The 20,003-nt window shown below is 67.2% G+C and carries 15 protein-coding genes; 7 read left to right on the forward strand and 8 right to left on the reverse strand.

The annotated features are described in order from the left end of the window. Positions 1–40 precede the first annotated feature (40 nt). Positions 41–1,480, reverse strand: coding sequence for a helix-turn-helix domain-containing protein (locus tag G3T14_RS05955; protein ID WP_163641002.1), 1,440 nt, complete (start codon positions 1,478–1,480; stop codon positions 41–43). A 314-nt stretch (positions 1,481–1,794) separates the two neighbouring features. Between G3T14_RS05955 and fabZ the strand changes: the two genes are divergently transcribed. From fabZ to lpxB, 4 genes are read left to right on the forward strand one after another with little or no spacing between them, the layout of a single operon-like run. Further along, positions 1,795–2,259, forward strand: a complete 465-nt coding sequence (gene fabZ / locus G3T14_RS05960) for a 3-hydroxyacyl-ACP dehydratase FabZ (protein WP_163641004.1) — start codon at positions 1,795–1,797, stop codon at positions 2,257–2,259. A 2-nt stretch (positions 2,260–2,261) separates the two neighbouring features. Beyond that, on the forward strand, positions 2,262–3,083 hold the full coding sequence (lpxA, locus tag G3T14_RS05965) for an acyl-ACP--UDP-N-acetylglucosamine O-acyltransferase (RefSeq protein ID WP_163641006.1): 822 nt from the start codon (positions 2,262–2,264) through the stop codon (positions 3,081–3,083). Next, the gene (lpxI, locus tag G3T14_RS05970; RefSeq protein ID WP_163641008.1) at positions 3,080–3,931 is read left to right on the forward strand and encodes a UDP-2,3-diacylglucosamine diphosphatase LpxI; all 852 of its coding nucleotides are present in this window, start codon (positions 3,080–3,082) and stop codon (positions 3,929–3,931) included. The genes lpxA and lpxI overlap by 4 nt, the downstream gene beginning before the upstream one ends. After that, positions 3,928–5,100, forward strand: coding sequence for a lipid-A-disaccharide synthase (gene lpxB, locus G3T14_RS05975; protein WP_163641010.1), 1,173 nt, complete (start codon positions 3,928–3,930; stop codon positions 5,098–5,100). The genes lpxI and lpxB overlap by 4 nt, the downstream gene beginning before the upstream one ends. A 64-nt stretch (positions 5,101–5,164) precedes the next feature. On the opposite strand, the gene gltA is transcribed toward lpxB, so the two are convergent. After that, positions 5,165–6,454 carry a citrate synthase gene (gene gltA, locus G3T14_RS05980; RefSeq protein WP_163641012.1) on the reverse strand — a complete coding sequence of 430 codons (1,290 nt, stop codon included), beginning with the start codon at positions 6,452–6,454 and terminating at the stop codon, positions 5,165–5,167. Positions 6,455–6,746: 292 nt separating this feature from the next. Further along, complete coding sequence (gltX, locus tag G3T14_RS05985; protein ID WP_163641014.1) at positions 6,747–8,174, reverse strand: glutamate--tRNA ligase; 1,428 nt, start codon at positions 8,172–8,174, stop codon at positions 6,747–6,749. A gap of 200 nt (positions 8,175–8,374) precedes the next feature. Between gltX and G3T14_RS05990 the strand changes: the two genes are divergently transcribed. Next, a complete protein-coding gene (locus tag G3T14_RS05990) occupies positions 8,375–10,645 on the forward strand; it encodes a ComEC/Rec2 family competence protein (RefSeq protein ID WP_163641016.1) in 2,271 nt (756 codons plus the stop codon). Here G3T14_RS05990 and lexA read toward each other — a convergent pair. The 5 genes from lexA to G3T14_RS06015 all read right to left on the reverse strand — a co-directional run bounded on the left by lexA (position 10,639) and on the right by G3T14_RS06015 (position 17,864). Continuing rightward, on the reverse strand, positions 10,639–11,376 hold the full coding sequence (lexA, locus tag G3T14_RS05995) for a transcriptional repressor LexA (protein ID WP_163641018.1): 738 nt from the start codon (positions 11,374–11,376) through the stop codon (positions 10,639–10,641). The two genes, G3T14_RS05990 and lexA, sit on opposite strands and share 7 nt — an antisense overlap. A 187-nt stretch (positions 11,377–11,563) precedes the next feature. Then, positions 11,564–13,675 carry an exopolysaccharide transport family protein gene (locus tag G3T14_RS06000; protein ID WP_163641020.1) on the reverse strand — a complete coding sequence of 704 codons (2,112 nt, stop codon included), beginning with the start codon at positions 13,673–13,675 and terminating at the stop codon, positions 11,564–11,566. 155 nt (positions 13,676–13,830) lie between these two features. Next, the gene (locus tag G3T14_RS06005) at positions 13,831–15,201 is read right to left on the reverse strand and encodes an O-antigen ligase family protein (protein ID WP_163641022.1); all 1,371 of its coding nucleotides are present in this window, start codon (positions 15,199–15,201) and stop codon (positions 13,831–13,833) included. A 279-nt stretch (positions 15,202–15,480) separates the two neighbouring features. Beyond that, on the reverse strand, positions 15,481–16,785 hold the full coding sequence (locus G3T14_RS25530) for a lipopolysaccharide biosynthesis protein (protein ID WP_163641023.1): 1,305 nt from the start codon (positions 16,783–16,785) through the stop codon (positions 15,481–15,483). Between the two features lie 77 nt (positions 16,786–16,862). Then, entirely contained in the window at positions 16,863–17,864 is a 1,002-nt protein-coding gene (locus G3T14_RS06015; protein WP_163641024.1) for a GNAT family N-acetyltransferase, read from the reverse strand. 252 nt (positions 17,865–18,116) lie between these two features. Between G3T14_RS06015 and G3T14_RS06020 the strand changes: the two genes are divergently transcribed. Both G3T14_RS06020 and G3T14_RS06025 read left to right on the forward strand, forming a co-directional pair. Next, on the forward strand, positions 18,117–18,884 hold the full coding sequence (locus G3T14_RS06020; protein ID WP_246732955.1) for a polysaccharide deacetylase family protein: 768 nt from the start codon (positions 18,117–18,119) through the stop codon (positions 18,882–18,884). Further along, the gene (locus G3T14_RS06025) at positions 18,871–19,986 is read left to right on the forward strand and encodes a glycosyltransferase family 4 protein (protein ID WP_163641026.1); all 1,116 of its coding nucleotides are present in this window, start codon (positions 18,871–18,873) and stop codon (positions 19,984–19,986) included. The genes G3T14_RS06020 and G3T14_RS06025 overlap by 14 nt, the downstream gene beginning before the upstream one ends. Positions 19,987–20,003 lie beyond the last annotated feature (17 nt).

A 20,003-nucleotide genomic window follows, 5' to 3' on the forward strand; every position in this document is an offset into this window, starting at 1 on the left:
ACGCGGCAATCCGGAATCGATACCGCAAGCCGACACGCTCCTACGCGGCTGAAGTTTCTTTGAGGTGGAGATAGTCCGCGCGAAAATCGGCGAGCCTGCGCAACTCGGCCGGGTCGAGGATCGTCAGGGCTCGACCCGCGAGGGTGATGAGGCCGCGACGGCGCAGTTCCTGGAGCGTGCGGTTCACGTGGACGCTCGACAGACCGGTGGTATCGGCGAGGTCGATCTGCGTGATCGGCAGTTCGTAGCGGTCTTCGGTGGCGAGGCCGACCACCTGCAACCGCACTTGCAACTCGCAGAACAGATGAGCGATGCGCTCCAAAGCTGGGCGCGACCCGATGTTCACCAGCCATTCGCGCAGGGTCGCTTCGTCCACGAGGGTGGTCTTGCGAAGCGCCTCGGCAATGGAAGTGTAGTTTCGCGTCAGATCGAGGACGGTGTGTCGCGGAATCTGCGTCACCCGCGCCGGCGTCAGCGTCATGATGGCGTGGTCCATCCGGCTCAGGAGGGCCACATCGAGGTCGCAGAAATCACCCGGTAGCATGAAGGCGGTGATCTGGCGCCGGCCGTTGCTCAATTGGCGGTAGCGGCACGCCATGCCCTCCATCACGAGGAAGACGCCACCAGTCGGATCGCCCTCCCGGATCAGGTCGGTCCGCGGGGCGACGGGAACGGGCTCGGCGCTCACCCGCTGCAGAATGGCTTCGTCGAGGTCGGACAGGGTCACGAAGCCCGCAAGCTTCCGAACGAAGGGATTCACCGCCGCCATCCGCGATCGGCTTCCGTCTGGCCGCGTGGGCGGTTCGATGGCGCTGGTCGACGCGACCGGCAACGGCCGTTCCGCGTTCTCCTGACCCGCCGCGAGGGCGCGGGCGATCACCGCCGTCAGTTCTTCCAGCACCCTGGCATCTTGCGCATCGAAGTGCTTGCCGACCTCATGATGGACGAGCCAGACGGTGCCGAGTGCGACTCCTCCCAGGGTATAGATCGGCGCGATCAGTCCTTCCTGAACGGGCTGCGTCGCAGCGTTCATGTACTCGAAGGCCGCGAAAGGCCGTTGCACCAGGATCGTCGCGCCGGCATCGAGACAGAGGCCGCACGGACTGAAATGGCGCGGCGCGCCGCCGCCGATATGGATCTCGAGTGGGCCCGACAATTCGTCCCAGCGGAACCACAACACGCCGTCGGACCCCGGCTCCAGCAGGCTCAAGCCCGCAGAACCGGCGTCACAGAGATCGATGGCCCAATCCAAGGCCCGTTTGACGGCGTGACGCGGATCGATGTCGATCAGGGCGATGATCTCACTCAATGCTGCGGCTTGCGCGTCGGCCCTGGGCGCCTTCGACTCCCGCGACGCAAGGTAACGCGTGACGATGACATCCGTCGGCCGCATTGCAGGGGCGTTGCTCTCGAACTCGGCGGTCTGGTCTCGTGCTGCCGCACCATTCCGGTCGGAAAGCCCGGATTCGTTCGAGGTCATTTCGTGATGGTCTCTGAGGAGGACACGGTTTCTTGGCCCAGCGCGATGATGAGCGATAGAGATCTGGCTTATCGCCGTGATGCGTCAAGCCTAAGTCCCCCATCCTTTCAGTCCGTACACGATCGATCCGTTCCGCTCGGTGTGGAGTTCCGTAGCAACGAGGGCACGGATGAGCGCGCCGCCGCCTCGCAGTCTGGAGGGGGCTTGCATCCCTTGGGTTTTCTGCGGAAAGAGAGCCCTTCCACCATGATGACGGGTTTGGAAAACGGGCGGGGGCGTCGGAGGCGACGACGCGCAGTGGAGTGATTCGATCGATGAACGAGATGCCGCGCGAGCTCGGCTCGGCCGATATCCAGAAGGTTCTGGAACTCCTGCCGCACCGCTATCCCTTCCTGATGATCGACCGGATCGTGGATATCGACGGTGACAAATCCTGTATCGGCATCAAGAACGTGACGATCAACGAGCCGCAATTCACCGGGCACTTTCCCGGGCTCCCGGTCTTTCCGGGTGTCCTGCTGATCGAGGGCATGGCTCAGACGGCTGGTGCCATCTGCTGCCGACACATCATGACCGACGATCTGCGCGCCAAGCAGGTGTTCTTCATGACCATCGACAAGTGCAAATTCCGCAAGCCCGTCGTACCGGGTGACACGGTGCGCTATCATATGACCAAGATGAATCAGCGCCGCACCATGTGGTGGTTTCGCGGCGAGGCCCGTGTCGGCGAGACCCTCGTCGCAGAGGCCGAGATCGGCGCCATGCTGGTGACGGAATGACCATGTCGGGCCGAAATCCTGCGGGAACGATCCATCGGAGTGCCATCGTCGAGGATGGCGCGACGATCGCGGATGGCGTGACCATCGGCCCGTTCTGCCATGTGGGGCCGGACGTGACCCTGGGTGAGGGCTGCGAACTCGTCAGCCACGCGGTGGTGGCCGGCCGCACCCGAATCGGCGCGCGCACGCGGATCTACCCGTTCGCCTCCATCGGTCACCCACCGCAGGATCTCAAGTTCCGCGGCGAGGTCTCGACGCTGTCCATCGGCGCCGATTGTCTGATCCGCGAGGGCGTCACCATGAACCCGGGCACCGCCGGCGGCGGTCTGGAGACGGTGGTCGGCGACAACTGCACCTTCCTCGCCAATTCCCATGTCGGGCATGATTGCCGGGTCGGCGACGGCGTGGTGTTTTCCAACAACGTCATGCTCGCCGGCCATTGCAGTGTCGGCGATTACGCGATCCTGGGCGGTGGTGCTGCCGTGATCCAGTTCGCCCGCGTCGGGGCCCATGCCTTCGTCGGCGGTCTCTCGGGACTGGAGAACGACTGCATTCCCTACGGCATGGCGCTGGGCAACCGGGCCTACCTCTCCGGCCTCAACATCATCGGCCTGCAGCGCCGCGGCTTCGCGCGTGAGGACATCCACGCCCTGCGCCGGGCCTACCGCCTCCTGTTCGCTCCCGAAGGCACGTTGATGGAGCGCGTCGAGGACGTCGCCGCGGAATTCGACGCGCATCGCGGCGTGGCCGAGATCGTCGCGTTCATCCGTGCGGGCGGGAAACGCTCGATCTGCACGCCGCGCGAGAATTCGGGCGCGCCTTGACCGCCGTGCCGGCGCCGCTCGTCCTCGTCGCCGGGGCAGGGCGCCTGCCGGAACTCGTGGCGGCATCCCTCGACCGTGCCGGCCGCCCGTTCCGGGTTATGGCGATCCGGGGATTCGCCGAGCGCGCCATGCGGTCGCGCGCCGAGGCCACCGTCGATCTCCTCGACATTGCCGGCGTCCTCGGCATCCTGAAGGCATGGGGGCCGGTGAGCGTCGTGCCGGCCGGTGGCGTCTCGCGCCCCAACCCCGCTGCCATCCTCAACGCCGCGGCCGCCTTGCGCAATCGCGATGCCCTCAAGGCCATCGCGGGTGGGGGGGACGACCGCCTCCTGCGGGGGGCCCTGACGTTGCTGGAAGAGCATGGCCACGCCGTCGTCGGAGTCCACGAGGTCGCGCCGGACCTCCTCAGCCCCGAGGGGATCATGGGTCGCCATGTGCCCGATGCCGCGGCGCTCGCCTCCATCGCCACCGGCCGCGCCCTTCTCGGGGCGCTCTCGCCCTACGATGTCGGACAGGCCGCCGTCGTCGTAGCGCAGCGCGCCCTCGCCGTCGAAGGGCCGGAGGGCACCGACCAGATGCTCGCCCGTGCCCGTGCCCTGGGACGCAAGCCCTTCGGGTACGGAGCACCACACGCCGGTACCGTCTTAGTCAAGCTGGCGAAGGCGGGTCAGGATCTGCGCGTCGATCTGCCGGCGGTGGGGCCGCGCACCATCGCGGCGGCGGCAGCGGCCGGTTGTGTCGGGCTCGCGCTGCAAGCCGGTTTCACCCTGATCATCGACCGGCCCGCCACCGTCGCCGCCGCCGACCGGGCCGGCCTGTTCCTCGTGGGCTTGAGGATCGACGCATGAGCGATGGCGGTGCGGACAGGAAGATCTGGCTGGTGGCCGGCGAGGATTCCGGAGACCAGCTCGGTGCCAAACTGATGCGCGGACTCGTCACCCTCTCGGACCGGCCGATCCGGTTCGGCGGTGTCGGCGGCGAGGCGATGGCGGCGCAGGGCTTCGCCTCGCTGTTTTCCATCGATGACGTGGCGGTGATGGGCTACCTGCCGGTGGCCGCGCGTCTGCGCACCCTGCTGCGCCGCATCCGCCAGACCGTGCGCGACGTGGTCGCGGCGCGGCCCGACGTACTCGTCATCATCGACAGCCCAGGCTTCACCCACGCGGTCGCCTCGCGCGTCCGCAAGCAGATGCCGCAGCTGCCCATCGTCGACTACGTCTCGCCCAGCGTCTGGGCGTGGCGCCCGTGGCGGGCGGCCAAGATGCGGCCGTTCATCGACCACGTCCTGGCGTTGCTGCCCTTCGAGCCCGACGCCCATCGCCGTCTCGGCGGCCCGGCCTGCACTTATGTCGGCCACCCGCTGATCGAGCGTCTGTCGGAATTGCGGCCCGATGCGCGCGAGGCTCTGGCACGGGAGGCGTCACCGCCGACCTTGGTGATCCTGCCGGGGTCGCGTCGCTCGGAAGTCGAGCGGCTGATGCCGGTCTTTGGTGCCACCCTCGCGCGGTTGACCGAGAGACTCGGACCGATCGAGGCGGTTCTGCCGGCCGTGACCCGCCACCGCGCGCTCATCGAGCGCCTGGCGCTCGCGTGGGATGCGCCGGTTCGCCTCGTCCACGGGGAAGCGGCCAAACACACCGCCTTCCGACGCGCGCGCGCGGCGCTCGCGGCCTCCGGCACCGTCACTTTGGAACTGGCGCTCGCGGGCGTGCCGATGGTGGTGGCCTATAAGGTGTCGCGGATCGAGGAGGCGGTGGCTCGTCGCCTGATCCAGGTACCGACCATCGTGCTGCCGAACCTCATCCTCGGCCAGAACGCCATGCCGGAATTCATCCAGGCCGAGTGCACGGCGGCGCGGCTCGCCGCAGCGATCGAGCCGCTGCTCGACGGCGGGGCCGCGCGCGATACGCAGGTGGATGCTCTATCGCGGATCGACGGCCTGATGCGCCTGCCTGGCAACGAAGAGCCGAGCCTGAGCGCGGCGCGCATCGTGCTGGACGCGAAACGCGCCGCCTGATGCGATCCCGGTCGTCCGCCGAGAAAAAAGGCCCTGTCCGGATCATCGGACAGGGCCTTCTCGCTCAACCGCGCTGGTCGATGGGGATGTATTCGCGCTTGTCCGGGCCGATATAGAGCTGGCGCGGGCGGCCGATCTTCTGCGACGGATCCTCGATCATCTCGGCCCATTGCGCGATCCAGCCGGTGGTGCGCGCGAGCGCGAACAGCACCGTGAACATCGAGGTCGGGAAGCCCATCGCCTTCAGGGTGATGCCCGAATAGAAATCGATGTTCGGATAGAGCTTCTTCTCGATGAAGTAGTCGTCCTTCAGCGCGATCTGCTCGAGCTGAACCGCGACTTCGAGCAGCGGATCGTCCTTGATTCCGAGCTGGCCGAGCACCTCGTGGGTGGTCTTCTGCATGATGCGCGCGCGCGGATCGTAGTTCTTGTAGACGCGGTGGCCGAAGCCCATCAGGCGGAACGGGTCGTTCTTGTCCTTGGCCTTGGCGACATACTTCGCCACGTTCTCGGGGTGGCCGATCTCCTCGAGCATCTTGAGGGCCGCCTCGTTGGCACCGCCATGCGCGGGGCCCCACAGGCAGGCGATTCCGGCAGCGATACAGGCGAACGGGTTGGCGCCCGACGAGCCGGCCAGACGGACCGTCGAGGTCGAGGCGTTCTGCTCGTGATCGGCGTGCAGGATGAAGATCCGGTCGAGCGCCCGCGCGAAGATCGGGTTTACCTTGAAGTCCTCGCACGGCACCGCGAAGCACATCCGCAGGAAGTTCGACGTGTAGTCGAGGTCGTTCTTCGGATACACGAACGGCTGACCGATGGAGTATTTATAGGCCATCGCCGCCAGCGTCGGCATCTTGGCGATCATGCGCAGAGACGCGATCATCCGCTGCTGGTCGTCCGAGATGTCGGTGGAGTCGTGATAGAACGCCGACAGCGCACCGACGCAGGCGACCATGATCGCCATCGGGTGGGCGTCGCGGCGGAAGCCCTGGAAGAAGCGGTTCATCTGGTCGTGCACCATGGTGTGGCGCGTGACCCGGTAGTCGAAATCGGCCTTTTGGGCCGGGGTCGGCAACTCGCCGAACAGCATCAGGTAACAGGTCTCGAGAAAGTCGCCCTGCTCGGCGATCTGCTCGATCGGGTATCCGCGATAGAGCAGGATTCCGGCATCGCCGTCGATGTAGGTGATCTTCGATTCGCACGAGGCGGTAGAGGTGAAGCCAGGGTCGAAGGTGAACTTGCCGGTCTTGGCGTAGAGCTTGCCGATGTCGATGACGTCTGGGCCAATCGTGCCGGTCTTGATCGGCAGTTCGACCGAATCGTCGCCCACGGTAATGGTGCTGGATGCGCTCATGGAGACGTGGACCCTTTCTTGAAGCGGGCAGACCCTGCTTGGAGGCGTGCAGATCCTGCTTGGAGGCGGACCGGTCTTGCTTGAAACGGACGTATCTTGGCAGCGGACGGCGGCGGCCCGCGTGGCGCTGGTTCAGCCACCCGGTTCCGGGTCGCAATTGCGGCGAATGCTGCAGTTGCTCACACGGGTATCGGGTTAGCGGATCGGCCGACCGCCATCAACTGACGCCCTGCCTCTCGACGCACGCCTAGCGAAATCCAGGCCGGAATGTCATCGGTTTCGCCTGCCGCGCTCAGGCCGGGATGGCCTGATCACGCAAGCGGCCGAGGCATTCCTCGCGTCCGAGCACCGCCATCACGTCGAACACCGGCGGGGAGGTCGCGCGTCCCGTCAGTGCGGCGCGCAACGGCTGCGCGATCTGCCCGAGCTTGCACGCTGCGGTTTCGGCGAACGACCGCACCGCACCCTCCGTCGACGCGGCGCTCCAGTCCGGCAGGGCTTCGAGGGCCGGAAGGATGGCGGCGAGCCGCGCCCGCGCCTCGTCTCCGAGCAGGCCGGTCGCCTTGTCGTCGAGGGCGAGAGGCCGGGCCGCGGTGAGGTAGTAGGCGCTGTCGAGCAGTTCGACGAGCGTCTTGGCGCGCTCCTTCAAGCCCGGCATCGCCGCCGTCAACTTGGCCCGCAATTCGGGAAAGAGCGGCGCCGTGATCTGTCGCGACGGACCGAGTGCCGGCAGAACGCTCTCGATGGCATCGACCAGGTCCGCATCGGCGGCGGCGCGGATGTAGAGCCCGTTCAGGTTCTCCAGCTTGGCGAAATCGAAGCGCGCTGGCGAGCGGCCGATCGCCTTGAGATCGAAGGCCGCCACCATTTCCTCGGTGGAGAACACCTCCTGGTCGCCATGGCTCCAGCCGAGACGCACGAGATAGTTGCGCAAGGCGCTCGGCAGGTAGCCGAGGTCGCGATAGGCATCGACCCCGAGCGCCCCGTGGCGCTTCGACAGCTTGGCGCCGTCGGCTCCATGGATGAGCGGGATGTGGGCCATGGCGGGGGCGGTCCAGCCGAGGGCATCGGAGATCTGGCGCTGGCGCGCGGCGTTGGTGAGATGGTCGTCGCCGCGGATGACCTGGGTCACGCCCATGTCGTGGTCGTCCACCACCACGGCGAGCATGTAGGTCGGGTTGCCGTCCGACCGCAGCAGGACGAGGTCGTCGAGATCGCGGTTCTGCCAGACAACGCGCCCCTGCACGCCATCCTCGACCGCGGTCTCACCTTCGACAGGCGCACGCAGGCGGATCACCGGCTTGACCCCGGCCGGTGCCTCGGAGGGATCGCGGTCGCGCCAGCGCCCGTCGTAACGCAGAGGCCGGCCCTCGGCGCGCGCGGCCTCGCGCATCGCCGTCAGCTCCTCCGGCGTGGCGTAGCAGCGATAGGCGTGTCCCGACGCGAGCAGGCTCTCCGCCGCCTCACGGTGCCGATCGGCGCGCGCGTATTGGTAGATGACATCGCCATCCCAATCGAGGCCGAGCCAGCGCATCCCGTCGAGGATCGCGTCGATGGCGCCTTGCGTCGAGCGTTCGCGGTCGGTGTCCTCGATACGCAGCAGCATGCGGCCACCGAAATGGCGGGCATAGAGCCAGTTGAACAGGGCCGTGCGGGCCCCGCCGATGTGAAGGTAGCCCGTGGGGGAGGGCGCGAAACGCGTGACGACGGCTGACGACATCGATCCTGGCTTGAACTTGCGCTGGTGAAGTGGACGAGTGCGAACTTGGCAGTGGAGCAGGCGAGTGGAGGATCGACCGGTCCGAGAGCGCGCGTGTAGCATGCGCGGAGGCAGGCGTTAAGAAATCGTCTTGACGCGCCCGGCGTAGGCGCGCGCGCGGCTTTTGCCGCGGCCAGGACCTGGATCGAAGCAGAGACCGGATGGCGCAAAGCGGCTCACGGGTTGCGGGTGGGCGGATGTCGCGCCTGGTCTCCGGCCGTCTGCCGGCGCCGTCCCTGTGGCTCGTGTGGCTCTGGAACGGCCTCGTCGCCGGCCTCGAACAGGAGGCCACGAAGCGCCGGCTGTTTCCCTGGCTCGCAGTGGCGTTCGGCCTCGGAATCCTGGTGTTCTTCACTGGCACGACCGGCGCTCCGATCCTTGCCGCTCCGATCGCGCTGGCGGCCGTATTGGCGGGCGCCTCACCGTTTCTCGGAGCCCGGCCGGTGGCACTCGCCTGCGTGCTTGTCGGGATCGCCGGCCTGCTCGGCTTCGCGGCAGCGGCGATCCGCGTCGCGCAGGTGGCGAGTCCGATCCTCGCCCGCACCACCATCGCGCCGCTCACAGGGCTGATCGAGGCTCTCGACGAGCGCGAGGAGGGCGCACGGCTCATCGTGCGCGTCGAAAGCTTTGGGACTCTGGGTCCCGACCTGCGGCCGACGCGGGTGCGGGTGTCCTACAAGAAGGCCCAGGCGCTGAAGCCCGGAGATTTCATCGCCGCGACGGCGCGATTGCTCCCGCCTCCCGAGGCAGCACGGCCGGGGGGCTATGATTTCGCCCGGGACGCGTTCTTTCGGGGAATCGGCGCTGTCGGTTCCCTCGTCGGCCGCATCGAGGTGCGTCCCGCCCCAAACCCGCTCCCCGTCTCGGTTCGCCTCGCCGCGGCGATCGACGACGCTCGCAACGCCCTGACCCGGCGCATCACCGATGCCAATGGCGGCCAGGCCGGTGCCGTGGCCGCCGCCCTCGTCACCGGCAAGCGCGGGCTGATCAACGCCGAGACCAACGATGTCCTGCGCGCCGCCGGAATTTATCACGTCGTGTCCATTTCCGGGCTCCACATGGTGCTGGCGGCCGGCGTGGTGTTCTGGCTCGTGCGGGCGGGCTTCGCGCTGTTTCCCTTCGCGGCCCTGCATTGGCCGATCAAGAAGATCGCCGCGCTCTGCGCCATGGTGGGCGTCACCGCCTATTGCGTGTTCTCCGGGTGGGACATCGCGGCCGAGCGATCGCTGATCATGACCCTGATCATGCTCGGCGCGATTCTCGTGGACCGGCCAGCTCTGAGCATGCGCAATCTGGCGCTCGCCGCCCTGATCGCGTTGGCGCGTGAGCCGGAGGGCCTGCTCGGCCCGAGCTTCCAGATGTCGTTCGGTGCCGTGGCCGGCCTCATCGCCTGCGCGTCCTATCTCGGCGGGCGCTTCACCCGCGACGAGAATCCCGGGCGGATCGGCAGGGCGGTTTCCGTCATGGTCGCGGCGGTGGTCGGCACCCTGGCGACGACCCTGGTGGCGCAGATCGCCACGGCACCGTTCGCCACCTACCATTTCCAGACGGTCCAGCCCTTCGGGATCGTCGGCAATGCCCTCACCCTACCGCTGGTCTCCCTCGCCGTGATGCCGGCGGCGGTTCTGGGCATCCTCGCCTATCCGTTCGCCCTCGATCAGCCAGTGTGGTGGCTCATGGGGCTGGCGGTGCGCGGCATGCTGACGATTTCCACCTGGATCGCCGGATTCGGGCGCGCCACCGTGGTGATCCCCGCCTTCGGCCCCGGTGCCCTCTCCCTCTTGGCGATGGCGCTGATCATCCTGACGCTGCCGGTGTCGCGGCTGCGCTGGATCGGCCTGCTGCCCGGATTGGCCGGGTTCGCGCTGGCGGCGGCCCCGATGCGCTACGACATCTATGTGGACCGCGAGGGCGCAGGCGCAGCGATCCGCGACCGCAGCGGGCGCCTGGCAACCCTCGGCCGACCGCCGAACTTCGTCCTGGAGCAATGGCTGAAGGCCGATGGCGATGGGCGCAAGGCCGGCGACGTCACGGTGGCGGAGGGCGCGCGTTGCGATCGCCTCGGCTGCGCGATGACGCTCGGCGACGGGCGCAAGGTCGCGCTCGTGACCGACAAACGCGCTCTGGCCGAAGATTGCGCCCGAGCGAACATTCTCGTCACCCGCCGCGACGTGCCGCCAGGCTGCGCCGCGTCACTGGTGATCGACCGAACTTTCCTGGCCGCGCACGGCGCGACTGCGATTCGCTTCGCGCCCGACGGGCCGGTTCTGGCGACGGCACGCCGTCCCGGCGAAACGGTGCCGTGGCGTACGCAGCCCGTCGTCTCCGCAAAGCCGATCGCGGAGACCGTCGGCGATCCGGCGAAACCCACTGAGGGCGTTTCCGCGGAGCCCGATCCGCCCTCGGATGAGCCCCTCGAGCGTCCTCAGTAACGCCGAACGAGACTGACGAGGCGTCCCTGGATCTGGACGCGATCGGGCCCGAGCACGCGGGTCTCGTAGGCCGGATTGGCGGCTTCGAGGGCGATGGACGATCCACGACGGCGCAGCCGCTTCAAGGTCGCTTCCTCGTCGTCGATCAGCGCCACGATGATATCGCCGGTATTGGCCGTGTCCTGCTTGCGAATCACCACGAGGTCACCGTCGAGGATGCCGGCATCGATCATCGAATCGCCGCGCACTTCGAGGGCGTAATGCTCGCCGCCGGCCAGGAAGTCCGGCGACATCATCACAGAATGGCTCTGCTCCTGGATCGCCGAGATCGGCGTACCGGCAGCGATCCGCCCCATCACCGGGATGCTCACGGCCCGACTTGATTCGTCCGTCGCCTGGGTCATCCGTGCGGATGTGGTCCGCACCGGCGGCGCCTTACCCTTGCCACCCTCGACGACGCTCGGTGTAAACCGCCGTACCTCAGCGGGCGCCACCTGCGGGACATGGCCTCCGAGGGTCTCGGGCATCCGGATCACCTCGATCGCTCTTGCCCGGTTGGGCAGGCGACGCAGGAATCCACGCTCCTCCAGGGCCGTGATCAGCCGGTGAATCCCGGATTTCGACCTGAGGTCGAGCGCGTCCTTCATCTCGTCAAACGAGGGTGGCACGCCGCTCTCGCGCATCCTCTGCTGGATGAACTGGAGCAGATCCAGCTGTTTACGCGTCAACATGCCGAACACTCATCTTCAACGCGGCGAGGAACCGCAGAAACAAACCACGAACACGTTAAACGTTCCGTAAGTGTTCTGCAAGGGTTCTCACGACCCTTCAGGCGCGCGCAGACTATCGCGCCCGATAGCCTGTCGCGCGCCGCGCTCGCCAAGGTGAGGGCACGACAAACGCCGGATCGGCCGGCGCTCAGCCCTGGTCTGTCGCGTCGGTGAGAACGAGGCCGACCCAGGAGCGGTCGCCGATGGCTGCCAGGGCCTTGTCGATCCGCCCGTACTGGCTCTGCCCGTAGCGCGCCGTCACCAGGATCGCGGTGACGCGGGGATCCGCCGCGAGACGCTCGGCAATGGCGTCGGCGCCGATCAGGCCAACATGGATCACGATGAGATCGAACGTCTCCTGCGCGCCGAGGATACGATCGACGTAGCCGCGCAGGTCCGAGCGCACGGTCTTGCCGTCCTGGGGCATCAGCGCCATTCCGGAGCGGTGGCGGACTAGCACTTCGGAGAGCGGGGCCCGGCCGGCGAGGATGGCCGGCGTGTCCTGACGCGGCGGAAGGCCGACCTCGCGCGTCACCGTCCCGTCGGCGGATGCGTCGACGAGGAGGACGCGCTCGTTGTCGAGGGCCGCCGAGGTCGCGTAGTCGAGGGCCAGCATCGAGCGGCCGGCCGGATCATCGGCCGATGTCACCACGATCACGTGCGGCCGCTGGCTGGGCAGGTCCCGGCGCAGGCGGTTGCGCAGACGGGTGATCGCCACCTCGTAGGCATCGCCGGTGAGGCGTTCCTTGCCGCCGCCCCGAGCGGTCCCGATGACGGGCAGCAGGCCGACGATCGACCGGCGCGTCCGGCGTTCCAGACGGGCGCGGGAGCGCACGCGTCCGCTCAACTGCTCGGCGGTGAGACCACTGCCCACGCCGAGTCCGAGACCCGCGATCAGCGCAGCGGCCAGCACCAGCGGAGCCGCCGGCCCCTGTCGGCGCGCCGCCGGCAGGGCCGGGGAGATGATGCGCGCGGTGGAGGTGTCGAGCTGTTGCTGCTCCTGGAGTTCGCGGGTCCGGACGAGGAACGATTCGTAGACGGCGCGGCGCGCCTCGACCTGCCGCTCGAGTTCGCGCAGCTTCACGAAGCTGTCGCCGACCTTCACCGCATCCGCCTTGCGCTTCTCGAGCGCCTGGCTCAGCTCGGTGACGTTGGCGAGGCTGGCCCGGTACTCGTTGCGAATGGCCGCGGCGATGCGCTTCACCTCGCCGTCGAGCTGGGCGCGGGCGCTACGCACCTGGACGTCCGAGGCGTACATCGCCGGGTGGCGCTCGCCGAGGCTGACGGCGGCGTCGGCGCGCTGGCGCTCGGCTTGGGCGAGCTGGCCGCGCAACTGACCGATGGTCTGGGACTGCAGCACCTCCTGGATCGAGTCGAGCTTCGCCCCGTCGCCGCCGGCGGCGGCTTCGAGCTGCTTGAGCTTGGATTGCTGCTCGGCCGCGCGGGCGCGGGCGGCGCCGAGCTGCTCGCTGAGCTGGCCGAGCTGCTGCTCGCTCACCAACTGGGTGCGGGTGCCGACGAGGTTGTTCTTGTTGCGAAACGCTTGAGCGGCCGCCTCGGCCTGCTCCACCCCATCCCGCAACTCGCCGAGCCGGCTCGTGAGGGCGGTGCGGGCCCGGCCGATCACCTGGGACCGATTGGTTGCCTCCGCCCGCAGGTAGGTTTCGGCGATCCCTTGCGCCAGACGCGCGGATTTCTCGCGATCGTCCGTGCTCATGGTGACGTCGACGGCGAAACTGCGCTCGAGGCGACGCACGGTCAGGCGGTCGCGCAACACGCGCAGGGCCGTCAGGCTCGGATCGGCGGCGGCTTCCGGCGAACGGCCGAGAAGCCGCTGCACCGCATCGCGCACCCGGTCGAGCACTCCGACGCCGACGAAATCCGGGTCGGTGTCGAGGTGATAGGTCGCCACCACCGTGCGCAGGACTTCGTCCGAGGACAGCACGCGCAACTGGCTGTCGACCAGCATGAGTGTCGCCTCGTTTGCCTGGCCTTGCGGATTAGCCTCGTCCTTCAACAGGGCGAGCCCGCGCGGATCGATGAGCATCTGCGTGGTCGCGGCATATTGCGAGGGCGTGCCGAGATAGGCGACAGCGGCGAGCCCGAGGAGCAGCACCGGCAGCACCACGAGCAGCCACCGCCGCCGCAGAACCCGGCCGACCTCACCCATGTCGAGGACCCACGGCAGATCGCTCGTGCTCTCCGGCTCGCGAGCCAGGGATTGGTAGACGACCGCAGGCGCTCGTTCGATGCTGGCCATGGAGGCTTCCCGTTACGCGTTCGGCGCCCTGCGGACCCGGATGACGCACCATCCCGTTCCGGGACACTGCACCTCCGAACACCCACGCGGCGGCGTTCAATTCGATCCGTTCTGACCCGTTCCGCGACACGGAGGGGTCTATTCGCTGATCCGTTTCACGAAGTGCGCCAGCCTGTCGGCGTCGCCCGGGTGAGCGGCGCTTGAACGGCCGCCCGCACCACCTTCCCGTCGAGGGGGACCTGCGCGCGGATGAAGGCGAGGAGGCCGGCAAAGGCGAGCACGTTGGCGTTCCAGTCCTGGAACAGGCCCGGTGTGGTCATGCCGTTGAGCACCAGCATCAGCATGCAGGTGACCACGAAGCGGCGGCCGCTCGAATCGAGCTTCAGTCCCCAGGTGATCGTCGTGAGGATCACCGTGATGGCAAAGCCGACCCCGATCATCCCGGTCCCGGCCCAGGCACTCAGGAACATGTTGTGCGAGCTCGTATAGAAGATCCCCTCCTGGCCGCTGGTCTCGGCGAGGGCCGTAATCGGGATCAGGAGCTGGATGAAGCGGTCGCCCGCCGAGAAGCCCGAGCCGGCGAGATGATCGCGCGTCGCCTCGATGAAGGTCGGCCAGAAAGTGGCCCGCCCGGTGCCGTTCGCGAGTTCGATGGCTGGCTTCTGCAGGATGGTGGCCAGCAGGTCGAGGAGGGCGGGAAAGGCGGCGAGGTCGAGCATCAGCCCGACGAAGATCACCACCGCGACGATCGCGGCCGCGACGCCGATACGTTGCAGGCTGGCGTTACGTGACGCGATGAGCATCGCCGGGCCGGCCGCCACCAATGCTCCCGTGCTCGCCGCCGATCCGGCGATGGTGAAGCCCACGAAGGCCAGGGCGAAATAGGCCCAGCGCCGCCGCGGCGGCGGGCGGAAGATCACCAGGAAGCCGAGCATCGCGCAGACGAACGGCATCATGTTGTTCTTGGCCGCCGAGAACACGATCCCATGGGCCAAGCTATCGGCGATGATCGGTGCCGTCGCGGCCAGCCATGCGAGGATGAAGATCGCGAGCAGATCGGCGAGGCGTCGCTCGATATCGGTCCGGTCGAAGATCAGGATCGAGGCGAAGAAGAACACGAACAGCTCGATCGAGCGGTAGATCGTGTAGGCGGGAACGATCGACCACAGGGTACTGAGGGCATTCATTCCGATCATCAGGGTGAAGGGCAGATAGGGCATGGCGAAAGGCAGCAGCAGAACGCGCCGTTCCATGGCCACCTGGGCCAAGAGATACAGCGCCGTCAGCCCCGTGAGCAGAAGGGTGATGACGTTCGAGGCGGTGAGCCCCTCTTCGAGCACCGCATTGCCGTCGTCGCGCGAGACCGTGAAGACGAGGGGCATGAAGGCGAAGGTCGCCACCAGGATGATCGGCAATACGGTCCGGGCGTCGACCGGCTGAACCAAAGTGGCCAGATGCCGACGGGCCAGAGGATACAGCATCGCGAACCAGGTGAGGATCGCAATGAAGAGCAGCAGATTCAGCATGGCCACCCCGTCATGAGAGGGTCATCACAACGATCTTTCACAACACGCAGATCACTTCAGCGAACACGAGATCTGCCCCGACCGTACATTGCATCGATGGCGATACGCTGATCACGCAAGGTGTTTCATTGCGATGAATCATGACCGGATGTGGGTGCTTCATCACCAAAACACGATCGTTATCGTAAACGTCGCTGTCTCGCGGTCGCACACGCTGGCGCCTGGATGGCCTTGCATCGAATTGCGAATCCGGATCGGGATCGGACCGATTTCAAGGTTTTACGGTCGCGGAATCGGTTTCTCGCCGATGGTGACGCGGCGCATTGCAGCAAACAGCAGAAAGGCCGCAGACGTCCCGTGCCCGATGGCGATGACCAGGGCGGTACCGGTCACCCCATACCTCGCGACCAGCGGGTACATGATCGCCAGCGAGACCAGGAGGCTCACTACGAAGGCTCGGAAGACGATGTTGGTGTCCTGCATCGCGCGGAAATACTGGGTCGCCATATCCCGCAGGAAGATGAACACTACCCCGACAGCAAGGATCTGGACGCCGGGTGCATAGGCGGCGAACGGCTCGCCGAAGACCAGCCGCAGCCAGATATCCGCCGGAAGTGCGATCGCGAGCAGGAGAAGGCCGAGGATCGGCGCCGTCGCCAGGGTCGCCCTGCGAAGGTAGGCGCGCAACGCCACTTCGCCTCCGGTTTCGCGGGCGCGGGCGGCCGCCGTCGGAATGACGTTCTCGGTGGCGGTGAGGAGCAGGAGAACCAGGCCCACCAGATATTGCGCGGCGCGCAGTCCACCGATGGCCTCGTCGCCGAGGACGATGCCTGCCAGGATCCAGGCCACCTGCTCCTGTCCGAAGGTGACGAAGACGACGGGAAACAGCCAGCGGGCGATGGTCCAGTGACGACGGGCGACCGGGCGTAGACGCAGACTCCGGCGCCGCGCCCGCCATACCGGCCAAGCCAGCGGCGCGGTCGCGGCCAACGCGGTACCCGCCAGCAGCCAGGCCACAGACGCTGCGGACAGAGGTAGGCCAAACAGCCATGCGGCGGCGAGCACCAAGGGGAAACTCGTGGCGCGCGCAGTGTCCATCGCCAGGGCCGTCAGCCCCCGGCCTCGGGCAAACAGCATCCGGCGTATTGTAAATTGCAGGTTCTGGGCGAAGGCGAGGGCCGCGCCCCCCAGCACGACGCTGGTCTGGGCGTCCTCGTGGCGCAACGCGAAGATCGCCACCAGCGCCAGCGCGACGCCGCTCGCGGCGACCAACGAGAGGACCGCCGCACCGGCCAGCACCGAGGCATCGTAGGTGGGCGCCGCCCGCGTCCCGGAACCGGCGAGCGTCATCATCGGCGCCGTGACAAGGGCGTTGTGAAGCCCCTGCGCGAACGCTGTGACGATGAGAATGAGCACGAAGAGACCGAACTCCTCGATTCCGACGGCCCGCGCCGCGAGAATCCCGGTCAGGAAGCCGAAGCCGCTCACGACGGATTGATCGAGCACCGAGGCCAGCGCCGGGCGGCGCCACAATCGTCGCAACGGGCCGCCGCAATCCTCGATGGTGACCACGGATCGCCTCACGTCGTCTCCATCGGAACCGGTCATGGCGGGCTGCGGACGTCGACTTACCCAATCGTTCGCATCGGATATCCTCCGCGTCAGCGAAACGCCAGGAAGGCTCCCACCGCGTCGCGCAATCGTGGTGTGCGGCAATAGATCCAGCGCGGACCGCTCGATACCAACGTCTTGCTGAGTCCGTGCTTGAACTCGAAAGTGCCGCGATTCTTGCCGGGATCGATCCCGCCGAGATCGAAGAACCGCACACCCTCGGCATGGGCCTGTTCGATGAAACGCCAGACCGCCAAGGTCGGGGCGCCGCAGGCGCGGGCCCTGTCGTTCGATGCCGTATAGAAGTCGGTGAAACGCTCGGCCGAAACGTGGGCGATCCGGACAAGGATACAGGTGCCGTTCTCACGGACCTCCAGAATGCGGTGATGCGGATCGTTCGCCACCAAATCACGAAACGCAGTCCCGTCGAGGGTGTCGCGGAACCCCTTGCGGGCCTGCAAGGCGCCGTACATTGTCCAGAAAGCGTCGAACGCGGCCAGACGCTCGCTCGGGTCCGTCAGGAAGCGCGTGGTCAGTTCGGCGTTGCGCTCTGCCTTGCGCAAGGCTTTGCGCCAGCGCTGATCCATCCCCTGGAGGATCGGTTCGGTGCCACGCGCCAGGTCGAGTTCCAGGGTGTAGTACTTGTGGGATTGCACCGGTACGAAATGATGCCCGAGCAGCGCGATCAGAACCGGATCGCTCTGGGCATGCTCGAAGCTGATCACCAGGAGATCGAATCGGCCCAGCGCCAAATGCTCGACGAAGGCGCCCATCGCGGCCTCCGCGTGCTTTTCACCTTTCGGCGTCAAGAGCGGGCCGCCCTGAACCAGTACGGACCGCAGGAAGCCGCGCACGCGCACCTGATACTGGATCAGCGCCACCGGATCGCCGTTGGCGTCGCGGATGATCAGCCGCGTCACCGTCCAGCCGATGCGAGACTTGTACGCCCCCCACATCCACGCCGCGAAGATGTTGCCGCGGGCATTGGCCCAAATGGCCGCGTCCCATTCGGACGCGACCGTGCAATGGCTGATCGTCAACGCCGCGCTCATCGATCCATAGCCTCAATGGACGTCCGCGCCGCTTCAGGCGCAGCGCCTCATAACTCAGACCGGGAACGCGCGAAGGAACGAAGTCGCAGTTATCCAGCGGCGATCGTCAATACGAGGCTTAAGACACCTCTAAGTTAACGAAGTTCCGTCAATATTTCGGGGTGATCTATCAACCGGATATTAGTCTGGAAATTTCCGTGATAGAAGCGCCGCATGCAACCCGCGATAGCCATGCTGCCAACGATCAAGTCGATGATCCGAGATACGCCGCTGCTGCGCGAGACAGCGTTGCGATTGCGTGCCATCACCCATTCGGTCGCGACGGCGCCGTCCGGCCTCTACGTCCTGTGCTACCATCACATTCCCGCCGCGTGGCAGGCCCGGTTCGAAGCGCAACTGCGCTTCCTCGGCCGCCACGGCACGTTCGTCGATGCCGATCGCGCCGCCGACCTCGTCGCGACGGGGGGAGCGGCGACCGGTCGCTTCTTCCTCGTGAGCTTCGACGACGGCTATACCGACAGCTGCGACGTCGCTCTCCCGGTCCTGACCGCGCTCGGTATCCCGGCGATCGTCTTCCTGGTCAGCGACTGGCTCGATGCCCCGCCGGTCTCGGCCGGGCGCCGCGATGGCTACATGACGCGTGCCGATGTCGAGACGTGGTGCGAAGCGGGCTTACAGATCGGCTCTCACTCGGCGACACACCGCAACCTGAAGCATCTTACGCCTGACGCGATCACCGAGGAAATGACGCGCTCCCGCCATGCCCTCGAAGCGCTGACCGGGAGGCCGATCCGGCACTTCGCCTGTCCCTGGGGCGTCGCCGGCCGGGACTTCGATCCCGCCAGCGATCCTGCACTTGCGGCGGCGGCGGGCTACCGCACCTTCCACACTACCCGGCGCGGGCAGGCGCGCTCGGCCGCCGATCTGCTGCTGCTGCCGCGACACGTCCTCGAGCCCCAGTGGGATCTCTACCAACTCGATGCCCTGCTCGGTGGCCGCGCGAACCATGCCGGCCATTGACGCGCGCAGGCCCGGCCCCGTCGTCATTCTCGTCGGAGCGCTCGCGCCTTACACGCATCGCCTCTACGAGCGGGTAGCGGCGGAACTCAACCGGCCGCTCCACGTCCTCGCCTGCACGGCGCGTGAAGCGGCGCGGCAATGGGAACTGCCCGGACAGCACGCCTACCGGTTCGAGGTGCTGCCGGGACTGCGCTGGTATCGCAGCGCGCTCAGCAACGTCTATCTGAACCCTGCGGTGCTTCCCCGCCTGCGCGCGATCCGGCCTTCGGTGCTGATCGTCAACGATTTCGCGCCGACGATGCTGCTGGCGGCGGCGTTCGCCAAAATCTCGGGTGTTCCCTACGGCGTGCGAACCGACGGTGTGCCGGAAACCGATCCCGGATTGCACTCGTTGCCGCATCGCCTGGTACGCCGGGCTTTGCTGCCGGCCGCCGATTTCGGCATCGGCGCGAGCGAAGGCAGCCGCGCGCTGTTCGCCGCCTACGGGCTGGACCGGTCGCGGACGGTGGTGGCGCCGCTGTTCCCGGCCTGGGAGCCCGAGGCGCCGATCCGTGACGAACCGAGGCCCTACGATCTGCTGTTCTGCGGCATGCTGAACGACGATGTGAAGGGCGCCCGATTCTTCACGGACGTGGTACTCGGCTGCCGCGAGCGCGGACGCGCGCTTTCGGTCCGCGTGGCCGGCGATGGACCGCTCCGTGCCGAGATGGAGGGACGCTTCGTAGCGGCCGGCATCACCGCGCATTTCGACGGCTTCGTGCAGCAGCAGGATTTGCGGTCCGTCTACGCCTCGGCGCGCCTGTTCCTGTTTCCGAGCCGCGGCGACGTGTGGGGCATCGTGGTGCAGGAAGCGCTGCAGAGCGGCACGGCGGTTCTGGCGTCTCCCCATTCCGGGGCGGCACGTGAACTTCTGGAGCCCTATGCCTGCGGCATGGTTCATCCCCTCGTGGTCGAGACCTGGGTCGAGGCCGTGTTCCAGCTCCTCGATGATTCCGAAGTCAGAGCCGCCATGGGCAAACGGGCGCAGGTAGCGCTCGATCGGTTTTCCCTCGCCACGGCCGCCGACGCCTATCGGCAGGTCCTGCGCACCGAGCGACGATAGGACCTGCCTGGGCGCGA

Origin of the sequence: Methylobacterium sp. BTF04, from assembly GCF_010692745.1 — a bacterium.
Taxonomy (GTDB): Bacteria; Pseudomonadota; Alphaproteobacteria; order Rhizobiales; family Beijerinckiaceae; genus Methylobacterium.